Origin of the sequence: Rhodococcus sp. LB1 (assembly GCF_001583455.1) — a bacterium.
Lineage (GTDB): Bacteria > Actinomycetota > Actinomycetes > Mycobacteriales > Mycobacteriaceae > Rhodococcus_F > Rhodococcus_F opacus.
Genome location: NZ_LTCZ01000058.1, coordinates 44921 through 54634, shown reverse-complemented (window position 1 = coordinate 54634; position 9714 = coordinate 44921). Strand labels below are relative to the sequence as shown.

Below are 9714 nucleotides of genomic sequence, written 5' to 3'. Positions count from 1 at the left end.
CACGTCGACGACGTCGTCGAGGGTCAGCTCCGTCACGAAAATCCCGCGATGACGGATGCTGTGCAGTATGCCCTCGGACACGAGCCTCTGCATGGCTTCGCGCAGGGGGCCGCGCGAGACCTGGAAATGCGCGGCCAGTTCCGCCTCGCCCAGCTGTGCACCGGGTTCGAGCGCACCCTTCATGATGGCGACCCGCAGGCGGTCCGCGATGAATTCGGCAGTCGATTGACGACTGACGGGTTCCAGGTCAGTCAGAGCCATGACTGTGGCCTTTCTCGAACAAGGTTCCTAACGACGGGTTCACCGCCGTGTGGCCCGCAAGACGCAGGCCTTCCCAGATGGTCACCTGGTTTGCCGTGAGGACCGGCTTGCCGAGGCGCTGCTCGAGAGTACTCAGCGCACCCAGCGTCCTCATGGCCGTGTCGGGGATGAGCAGGGCTTCGGCGTCCGGGTGGTCGTTCTCCACTGCGAGTTCCACCACGGATTCCGGACTGAGGAGACCGACCTCGGCCGCGGTGTCGATTCCCGCACTCGACATCGACAGCACCTCGATGCCGGCGGCGGCGAGGAACTCGACGAACAGCTTCGCGACGTCCTCCGGGTAGCTGGCGGCCACCGCGACGCGGGTGATCCCCAGCGCGTGCAGGGCGTGGACGAACGCGAAACTGGTGCTGGACGTGGGTACACCGGTGGCCGCGGCGAGCGTCTCTGCCTGCTGCTTCGCCCCGTCGGGGCCGTAGACGAAGCTGCCCGAGGTGCACGCCCACACGACGGCGTCCGGCTTCGTCTCGGCGAGGAGCGCGGCCCCGCCTGCGAGCTTCTCGGGGCTCCCGAGGTCGAGCAGTTCGGGCACGGCGTGCAGGTCGGTGCCGTAGATGTGTACGACCGGCAGATCCACTCCGAGCATGTCCGCGGCGAACGGGTAGTCGTCCTCGGCGGCGTGATCGGGGTAGATGAATCCCACAGTGGGGGTCGGCGTGCTCGTCATGCGTTCTCCTCTTTCCGTGTCGTGAGGGGTGATGTCAGAAGACGTTGCGGAGCCACTTGCCGGGGCCCGTCATGGGGAGTTTCATCCGGCCGAGACAGGCCCAGATCGTGAGCTGGTTGGCGGTGAGCACCGGTTTGCCGAGTTCCTGCTCGAGCGGGGCGATGACGTCGTAGGTCGGCAGATTCGTACAGCTGACGAAGATCGCCTCCGACCTGGGGTCGTCCGCGGCGATGATCCGCTCGGCGATCGTGCGGTAGTTGACCTTCCAGATGCCGCCGCCGAGCCCGAGGTGATCGGAGCGAACCACCTCGGTGCCTGCCTCGTTCAGGAAGGTGTGCAGCCGTTCGGTGAGCGGGGCGTCGTACGGCGTGATCACCGACAGCCTGCTCAGCTCGAGGTGTTCGATCGCCTCGACCAGCGCGCCGGACGTGGTGATCGCGTGCTGGGCGCCTGCCTCGCAGATCGCGTCGCACAGGGTTCGCTCGTATTCGAGACCCTTGATGAAGCTTCCCGACGTGCACAGATAGGCCACGACCTCGGGCTCGACGTGCAGGACGTCGCGCGTCGCCGCCATGAGGTGTCTTCGCTCGGACACGAGTTCGGCCATCTCCAGACTGACGGGCACGGGTTCGTACGGCGTGCGCGCCAGATGGAGGCTCACCTCGAGGGGAGCCCATCGCCACAGTTCTCGTTCGAGCGCCAGGTCGAACGGGGCGATGATGCCGATTCCCCGTTGCGCGATAGGCCCCTCGAATTCGGGAATGTTCAGTTCCAACACCAGGCCTCACCTTCGTTTCGGCCGCGCCCGAGCATTATCAGATTGTTGACAATCATACGAGTTACTCATACGGTGTCAACGTGAGTCGGAACCCGATCGTCGCGGTGCTACATGCCCACGTCCTGCCGAGCGACGAACTCATGGCACCCGTCGCGTCCCGTGCCGAAGTTCGCTACACCGGCAAGGCGGGGCTGAGTGATGCCCTCGACGGCGCGGACGTGCTGTTCCTCTACGACTTCCTCACCGACGCGGTGCCCGGAGCCTGGCACGCCGCCGGCTCCCTGCAGTGGCTGCACATCGCGGCGGCCGGCGTCGATCCCGTCATGTTCCCCGAGGCCCGCGACAGCGATGTCACGATCACCAACTCACGGGGCGTGTTCGACGGGGCGATCGCCGAGTACGTGCTCGCCCAGGTGCTCTCGTTCGCGAAGGATCTGCCGGGCTCGCTCCGCCTGCAGCAGTCCCACACCTGGCAGCACCGGGAATCCGAGCGGATCGCGGGCCGCACCGCCCTGATCGTCGGCACCGGTCCCATCGGCCGCGCGATCGCCCGGCTTCTCCGCGCGGCGGGGATGGAAGTCAGCGGGTCGGGTCGCACCGCACGCAACGCCGATCCCGACTTCGGGTCGGTCACCGCAACGGAAGATCTCCCGGAGCAGCTCGCCGTCGCCGACTACGTGATCGCGGTGGCACCGCTCACCGAGCAGACCCGCCACATGTTCCGCGACTCGACGTTCGCCGCGATGAAGCCGGGCGCCCGGTTCGTCAACGTCGGACGCGGTGAGCTCGTCCGCACCGACGACCTCGTCACCGCGCTCCGGGCGGGGACGATCGCGGGCGCCGCGCTCGACGTGTTCGACACGGAACCGCTCCCCGCCGGCCATCCACTCTGGGACATGCCGAACGTCTCGATCACACCCCACAATTCGGGCGACTTCGCCGGCTGGCGAGATGACCTCGTTACCGTGTTCACCGACAATTTCGAACGCTGGGTTGCGGGGTACCCGCTCGAGAACGTAGTTGACAAGCACCTCGGGTACGTACCGAGCCGATGAAGACAGGGCCCGAACGTCCAGGCTGAAGGAGTTCTCATGAATCCCACCGACATGACCGCCGTCGAACTGGTCACGGCCTACTCGTCCGGAGAACTTTCGCCGGTGGAAGCGACGCAGGCGATGCTCGACGCCATCACCGAGCGTGACCGCACCATCAATTCCTACTGCCTCGTCGACGAGGAGCGGGCGCTCGAGCAGGCCCGGAAGTCCGAGGAGCGCTGGAACACCGGCTACTCCAAGGGACTACTCGACGGCGTTCCGATCTCGATCAAGGACATCTTCCTCACCGACGGCTGGCCGACGCTCCGGGGATCACAGGCCGTCGACGAGGACCAGCCGTGGAATGTCGACAGTCCCGTGGCCGCCCGGCTCCGCGAAGACGGGATGGTGTTCCTCGGCAAGACCACGACCCCCGAGATCGCGTGGAAGGCCGTAACCGACAGCGCCCTGTGCGGGATCACCCGCAACCCGGCCGACCCGACCAAGACGGCCGGCGGATCTTCGGGCGGCAGTGCCGCGGCGGTCGCGGCGGGGCTCGGTCCCTGCTCCGTCGGCACCGACGGCGGCGGCAGTGTGCGCATCCCCGCCTCATTCTGCGGTGTCGTCGGTTTCAAACCCACCCACGGTCGCATCCCCCTGTTCCCGGCGAGCCCGTTCGGGCCGCTGGCGCATGCCGGCCCCCTCACCCGCACGGTCGAGGATGCGGCACTGCTGATGGACATCCTGTCGCTGCCCGACCCGCGCGACCCGACGTCGCTCGCCCCGTTCCCGACCACCTTCCGCGGCGAGATCGGCCGCGACGTGGTCGGACTCGGCATCGCGTACTCCCCCACACTCGGCTATGTGACCGTCGATCCGGAGGTCCGGGCGATCGTCGACCGCGCCGTGCAGGCCCTCGACGCCGCGGGTCTGCCGGTCACCGCCGCCGACCCCGGCTTCAGCGATCCGATCGAGGCCTTCGAACTGCTGTGGGCGTCCGGGGCCGCGGCCATGTTGAAGAACTTCCCGGAGGGTGCGCGCGACAAGGTCGACCCGGGGCTCGGCAAGATCTGGGAGCGGGGCGAGAAGTTCAGCGCGGTCGACTATCTCGACGCCCGCGCGGTCGCCGCGGACATCGGCATCACGATGGGCAAATTCCACCTGACGCACAACGTCCTGCTCACACCCACCGTCCCGATTCCGGCTTTCGAGGCAGGTTACGACGTCCCGCCGGGCAGCGACTTCACCAGCTGGCCGCAGTGGACCCCGTTCACCTACCCGTTCAACCTGACGCAGCAGCCGGCGATCAGCATCCCGGTAGGCCGCACCGCTGCGGGTCTGCCGGTGGGTCTGCAGGTCATCGGCCCCCGTCACTCGGACGACCTCGTACTCGCGGTCGCGCGATACGCGGAGCACGTCCTCGGCTAGGTCGAACGAAAAGCACACGGTTCGCGCCGCATCCGAGGATGATCAGCACTAGGCCCGGTGCGGCGCGAACGTCTGCGCTGCTGCCCGGGTGAGAGTTGCCTGACAGGGTTTTTCGGGTCGGGGAGAGCCGGGTGAGTAGATGACAGCGACGCCGGTGTCCGGGGTCCCGCCGCATTCGCCGCAGGGCCCGGATCCGCTCGCCCCGGGCATGCTCGTCGCCACCCGATACCGGCTCCTCGGCCGGTTCGCCGGCCCCGACTGGGTGCAGTGGTGGCACGCGCACGACACCGAACTGCGCCGGGACGTCTCGCTCAGCCTCGTCGACTCGGCGCACGTCCGCGCCACCGACCCACTCCCGGATCCGGTGGTGCGGTTCTGCCGGAACACCACCGGAACCAGCTTCAGCCACGAGGGGCGGATCGCGCAGGTCTACGACATCGCGGCGGTCGGTGACCGGATCGCCGTGGTCGCGGAATGGACGCCTGGGTGGCGTGTCGCGGATGTCGCGCGCACTGTTCCGCGGCCGCTGGATGCCGCTCGTACCGTGCGGGACCTCGCCGCCGCGACCGCAGACGCACACCATTACGGTGCCCGCATCTCACTCGATCATCCCAACCGGGTGCGGATCTCCCGGGAAGGACTCGCGGTCCTCGCCTTCCCCGCCACCCTCGCCGACGGCAGCGCGGCCGACGACGTCGCGGGACTCGGGGCGCTGCTGTACGCCCTGTTGCTCGGCACGTGGCCGCTGTCCTCGTCCGGCGCGACCCTGGCAGCCGGACTGCCCCCGGCCGGCAGGCGTGGCGACGGTTCCGTCGTCCCGCCGCATCGTGTGCGGCCGGCGATTCCACGACGTCTGTCCGACGTGGCCATGAACGCCCTCGCTCGACGGCCCGGGATGGCCACCGCGCAGGCGGTCGTCGACGCCCTGGATCGCATCTTGGCGGACGCGCGGGCTCGCTCGGCATCCGCATTCGCTGCCACCACGAAGAGAGCCCGCCCGGCACCCGCCAACCGGGCCCCCCGGCCGAACGCGCCACTTCCCGCGTTGAGCGGCGCACTCGCCCTGGTCGTCGCGCTCGGCGCCGCCGGGTGGGCGGCGGGCGCCACATTCACCTCGTCGGACGCTCCCCCGGCCGCCGTCGCGGACAGCATGCTCAGCCAGATCGCACCGGTTCCGGACCCCCTTCAGACACCGCTCACCCCGTCGTCCGCGGCCGTCTACTCCCCCCTGCGCTTCCCCGACAACGGTGCCACCGCCTCCCTCGCCGTCGACGCGAACCCCGCGACATCCTGGGCGACCGACCGCTACCCGCAGCAACTGTCGGCGACGAAGCGAGGAGTGGGTCTGATCGTGTCGTTTCCCGGGCCCGTCGATCTGCGGACCGTCTTGATCGACTCCCCGACACCGGGCACCACGGTCGAGATCCGGACCGTGCCTGTCGCGTGGCCGACCATCGATCGCACCCAGGTGATCGGCGCCGCCACGCTCGGCGACGGGGTCACCCAGATCGTGGCCCGGACACCCGCACCCACCGACCGCGTCCTGGTCTGGATCTCGGGACTGTCCGGCGGCGAGTCCGGGTACCAGTCGCGCCTGTCGGAGATCGGCTTCCTGGGTAGCGGCGCATGAGCCGCAACATCTTCGGCCCCACGCAGCCGAACGAGGGAAGCACCGCGCGCGACCATCTCGCCAACGAGCGAACCTACCTCGCCTGGCATCGCACCGGTATCAGTGTCGCCGCACTCGGTGTGGCGGTCGCGAAGTTCGCACCGCACCGCGGCGGCCACGCCGTGGCTGCCGGATTGATCCTGATCGGCGCGGGGCTACTGGTGTCCGCCTACGGCACCGTCCGCTACCGGGTCATCAGCCGGCAGATCGAATCCGGGGAATTCGCTCCGGCAACGTTCGCCGCGGTCGTCACGTCCAGCGTCGTCACAGTGCTCGCGCTACTCGCTGTGGTGGTCCTGATCTGATCCGGGTAAGGCCGTGACGCAGCGGAATCCGATGTGGCTCATCCCGGTGTCGACCATCTGCGGCCGCCGTGCGGCGGGCCGGTACCGCCGGCAGTAGCTGTCGGCGCACAGGAACGATCCGCCCTTGATCACCCGCCGGGGCACCCGGAACTGGGGTTGGCGGGGGTCGAAGCTCTCCGACATGCCGGGCCCACGCGGATTGCGTGGCGCGCAGCACGACTCCGCTGTGTCGGCGTGGCGAACCGAGAACCAGTCGGCGGTCCATTCCCACACGTTTCCCGCCATGTCGAACAGACCGTATTCGTTGGGCGGAAAGCTACCGACGGCGGTCGTGGTGCCGTACCCGGGGTCCGCGCGCCACGGGAACTCCCCGTGCCAGTAGTTCGCCAGCGGAGGGGATTCGCTCTCGGGGGCGTCACCCCAGGTGAATTCGGCGTGGTCGAGTCCGCCGCGCGCCGCGGCCTCCCATTGCGCCTCGGTGGGGAGGGAGCGCCCCGCCCACTGGGCGTACGCTGCCGCATCCTCGTGGGCGACGTGGACGACGGGATGCTGTTCGCGGCCGGTGATCGTCGACGCGGGTCCCGTGGGATGTCGCCAGGACGCACCGACAGTCCAGGTCCACCATTGACTGAGGTGACGGAGATCGACCGGGCCCCGAGTGGGCGTGAACACCATCGATCCCGGTTGCAGGTTCTCGGCGGGAGCGCCGGGGAAGTCGGCGGCGTCCAGCGGCCGCTCGGCGACGGTCACATAACCGGTGTCCCGGACGAACGCGGCGTACTGCGCGGTGGTGACCTGGTGGGCCTCGATGGCGAAGGCGTCGATCGCGACTCGATGTGCCGGACCTTCTTCCGGATAGTGCCGATCCGAGCCCATCGTGAAGGTCTGAGCGGGGATGTGCCGGACTTCGGAGACGGTCTGGGTATCCAACACGCCTTCCCTTCTGCCTGATCAGGTGACGGCCGGCGAGAAGACGCTCGTCCAATCGTTCTTCATGCTTACCACGGTCCAGTTCTTTTCTCGTGCGTGTTCGAGGGCCTGCTCCGCACCGGCGACATAGTCGAATTCGCGATCGGCGTCGTCGTGCAGGATCAGCACCCGAAGCGCCGGGCGGTCGGGTAGCCCGGAGAACGCGAGCATCGGCAGGTCACCGTTGGAGTTGCCGACCGACAGGATCGGCCGTCGCCCGATCCGGCTCCAGATTCGGACCGGTTTCTCCGGCCCGTCGTCGAAGAAGTCCATCGCGGCCTTGTAGAGCAGGTCGCTCGTGTCCGCCCCTTCACGGTACGAGAGGCCGAGGGCACTACCGATGACGCGTTCCGGCGGGATCCCGTAGAGCCGTCCGGCGACCGGGCGCATGAAGTCCCGGTCACCACCGGACGCGATGTAGATCGTGAATCCGTTCGCCTCGAGATAGCGCAGCAGTTCGACCATCGGCGCGTATCCGCAGCCCGAATACGGGCGGTCGAGTGTCGGATGGTCCGCGTCGTCGAAGAAGGACCGGACCCGCGCGTCGTAATTCTCGACGGTGATCGAATCGAACGCCTCGGTGACTGCGCCCATCAACAGTTTCAGGTCGCCGTCGTCGCCCCGATAGTGCTTGACCATCGCCGCACCGAGCCACTGAAGGTCGTGTTCGTGGGCCGCCTTCCACGGTTGCGTCTGCTGAAGGTCGGGGTCACCCGCGGCCATCTCGGCGAAGCGCCGGATGGTGAAGTCGAGCTGGATGGGCATCGGCTTCTCGCACCAGAGTGTGCCGTCGTTGTCGAATACTGCCACCCGGTCCGCGGGCTCGACGAAGTCCGGTCCCCGTGTCGTCACCCGCCCGACGAAGTCCTCGATCGCGGACCGCGTCGATCCGTCCGCCCAGGAACCACCCAGCCCGGCCCCCACGGCGGTCAGTCCTTCGCCAGGAAGGCGTGCAGCTTCGCCACCGCGTGGTCGATCGTGAAGCTCGCCGGCTCCTGTCTCGGGGGGAACTCTTTGAACGTCTCGAGGAATTGACTCGTGATGAATGTCCCGTAGATGGCGATGTAGTCGTGGTCGAGGAACCAGTCCCAGTAGGTGTTCGACGTGATATCGGCACGCTCGAACGGGTCGGTGCGCAGGTTGAACAGTTTCGGCAACCGCAGTTGGGTGAACGGCTCCGCCCACAGCCCGAGGGTGCCCTGCGCCCGCTGCTCCATGAACACGATCTTCCAATTGTCGAAACGGATGCCCAGCACGTCGCAGTCGTCGGAGAAGTAGACCATTCCCCGGCGCGGGGACGTCTCGACCTCCCCGGTGAGGTACGGGAGCAGGTTGTAGCCGTCGATATGCACCTTGAACGTCTTCTCGCCGATCGTGTGCCCGGTCTTCAGTTGCTCCACGACCTCGGGTGCCCCCGCGGCGGCGAGGAAGGTGGGAAGCCAATCATGGTGCTGAACGATCTCGTTGGACACGCTGCCCGCGGGGATCTTGCCCGGCCAGCGGATCACCTCGGGGACGCGGAACGCACCCTCCCAGTTGGTGTCCTTCTCACTGCGGAACGGGGTGGTCGCGCCGTCCGGCCAGGTGTTCGCGTGAGGACCGTTGTCGGTGCTGTAGATGACGATCGTGTTCTCGGCGAGACCCAGCTCGTCGACCGCGTCGAGCAGTTGGCCGACGTGCTTGTCGTGATCGATCATGGTGTCGTGGTACGGCGACTGCCAGTGCCCGGCCTGACCGACGCTTTCCGGCTTCGTGTGGGTCCGCAGGTGCATGTGCGTGGTGTTCATCCACACGAAGAACGGGGTGTCCGCTTCCTTCTGCTTCGTGATGAAGTCGATTGCGGCGGAGACCGTCTCGTCGTCGATGGTCTCCATCCGCTTCTTGCTCAGCGGACCGGTGTCCTCGATGCGCTGCTTCCCGAGCGGCCCGTACCGCTCATCGACCTCGCCGGCGTCCTCCTCGGTGGCCCAGCAGTGCAGGACACCGCGCGGCATCATCACCTCGTGCAGTTTGGGATAGTCCTGTGCACTCGGGTAGTCGGGGAGCTCGGGTTCTTCCTCGGCGTTGAGGTGATAGAGGTTGCCGAAGAACTCGTCGAATCCGTGAGCGGTCGGCAGATACTTGTTCAGATCGCCGAGATGGTTCTTCCCGAACTGTCCGGTGGCGTATCCGAGGGGCTTGAGGAGTTCGGCGATGGTGGGGTCCTCGGGCGACAATCCGACGTCGACGCCCGGGATTCCGACCTTGCTCATGCCGGTGCGATACACGCTCTGCCCCGTGATGAACGACGCGCGACCGGCCGTGCAACTCTGCTCACCGTAGGAGTCGGTGAACCTCATGCCCTCGTCGGCGAGACGGTCGATGTTCGGTGTCCGGTACCCCATCAGCCCGTCGCTGTAGCAGCTGAGATTGGTGATACCGATGTCGTCGCCCCAAATGACCAGGATGTTGGGTTTCGCGTCCGTCATCTGTCTCTCCTCGCATCATCGGGGGAATCGCAGTCCTGACGTTGCTCGCGGCGCCCCCGCGCCACATCACCCGTA

At 67.5% G+C, this 9714-nt stretch carries 10 protein-coding genes; 4 read left to right on the top strand and 6 right to left on the bottom strand.

Annotated features, from left to right (window positions below; translation table 11 throughout):
• The 3 genes from AZG88_RS11425 to AZG88_RS11415 form a co-directional block, all read right to left on the bottom strand.
• The coding region (locus AZG88_RS11425; protein ID WP_156517465.1) for a GntR family transcriptional regulator at window positions 1–261 on the bottom strand (261 nt) is incomplete at its 3' end.
• Window positions 248–988, bottom strand: coding sequence for a maleate cis-trans isomerase family protein (locus tag AZG88_RS11420; RefSeq protein WP_061697751.1), 741 nt, complete (start codon window positions 986–988; stop codon window positions 248–250). The genes AZG88_RS11425 and AZG88_RS11420, both read right to left, overlap by 14 nt.
• Before the next feature lie 34 nt (window positions 989–1022).
• Window positions 1023–1766 (bottom strand): maleate cis-trans isomerase family protein, encoded by a 744-nt coding sequence (locus AZG88_RS11415; RefSeq protein WP_025431791.1) that lies wholly within the window; start codon window positions 1764–1766, stop codon window positions 1023–1025.
• A gap of 80 nt (window positions 1767–1846) precedes the next feature.
• Between AZG88_RS11415 and AZG88_RS11410 the strand changes: the two genes are divergently transcribed.
• From AZG88_RS11410 to AZG88_RS11395, 4 genes are all read left to right on the top strand, one after another.
• Window positions 1847–2821: a D-2-hydroxyacid dehydrogenase gene (locus tag AZG88_RS11410; RefSeq protein WP_025431790.1), complete on the top strand. Its 975-nt coding sequence runs from the start codon at window positions 1847–1849 to the stop codon at window positions 2819–2821.
• A gap of 36 nt (window positions 2822–2857) precedes the next feature.
• Complete coding sequence (locus AZG88_RS11405) at window positions 2858–4228, top strand: amidase (protein ID WP_005244713.1); 1371 nt, start codon at window positions 2858–2860, stop codon at window positions 4226–4228.
• A 139-nt stretch (window positions 4229–4367) separates the two neighbouring features.
• On the top strand, window positions 4368–5858 hold the full coding sequence (locus AZG88_RS11400) for a protein kinase family protein (protein ID WP_025431789.1): 1491 nt from the start codon (window positions 4368–4370) through the stop codon (window positions 5856–5858).
• Window positions 5855–6202: a YidH family protein gene (locus tag AZG88_RS11395; protein ID WP_005244716.1), complete on the top strand. Its 348-nt coding sequence runs from the start codon at window positions 5855–5857 to the stop codon at window positions 6200–6202. Before AZG88_RS11400 ends, AZG88_RS11395 begins: the two co-directional genes overlap by 4 nt.
• Here the strand turns inward: AZG88_RS11395 and AZG88_RS11390 are convergent.
• The 3 genes from AZG88_RS11390 to AZG88_RS11380 form a co-directional block, all read right to left on the bottom strand.
• Window positions 6176–7078, bottom strand: a complete 903-nt coding sequence (locus AZG88_RS11390; protein ID WP_231913935.1) for a formylglycine-generating enzyme family protein — start codon at window positions 7076–7078, stop codon at window positions 6176–6178. The two genes, AZG88_RS11395 and AZG88_RS11390, sit on opposite strands and share 27 nt — an antisense overlap.
• Window positions 7079–7153: 75 nt before the next feature.
• On the bottom strand, window positions 7154–8095 hold the full coding sequence (locus AZG88_RS11385) for an HAD family hydrolase (RefSeq protein WP_061042338.1): 942 nt from the start codon (window positions 8093–8095) through the stop codon (window positions 7154–7156).
• Between the two features lie 5 nt (window positions 8096–8100).
• Window positions 8101–9639 (bottom strand): arylsulfatase, encoded by a 1539-nt coding sequence (locus AZG88_RS11380; protein ID WP_061042339.1) that lies wholly within the window; start codon window positions 9637–9639, stop codon window positions 8101–8103.
• Window positions 9640–9714: the final 75 nt, after the last annotated feature.

Excerpts from the sequence above, each read along its gene's own strand:
- AZG88_RS11420 (WP_061697751.1), bottom strand. The coding sequence starts at position 988 with ATGACGAGCACGCCGACCCCCACTGTGGGATTCATCTACCCCGATCAC.
- AZG88_RS11405 (WP_005244713.1), top strand. The coding sequence starts at position 2,858 with ATGAATCCCACCGACATGACCGCCGTCGAACTGGTCACGGCCTACTCG.
- AZG88_RS11400 (WP_025431789.1), top strand. The coding sequence starts at position 4,368 with ATGACAGCGACGCCGGTGTCCGGGGTCCCGCCGCATTCGCCGCAGGGC.
- AZG88_RS11395 (WP_005244716.1), top strand. The coding sequence starts at position 5,855 with ATGAGCCGCAACATCTTCGGCCCCACGCAGCCGAACGAGGGAAGCACC.
- AZG88_RS11390 (WP_231913935.1), bottom strand. The coding sequence starts at position 7,078 with ATGGGCTCGGATCGGCACTATCCGGAAGAAGGTCCGGCACATCGAGTC.
- AZG88_RS11380 (WP_061042339.1), bottom strand. The coding sequence starts at position 9,639 with ATGACGGACGCGAAACCCAACATCCTGGTCATTTGGGGCGACGACATC.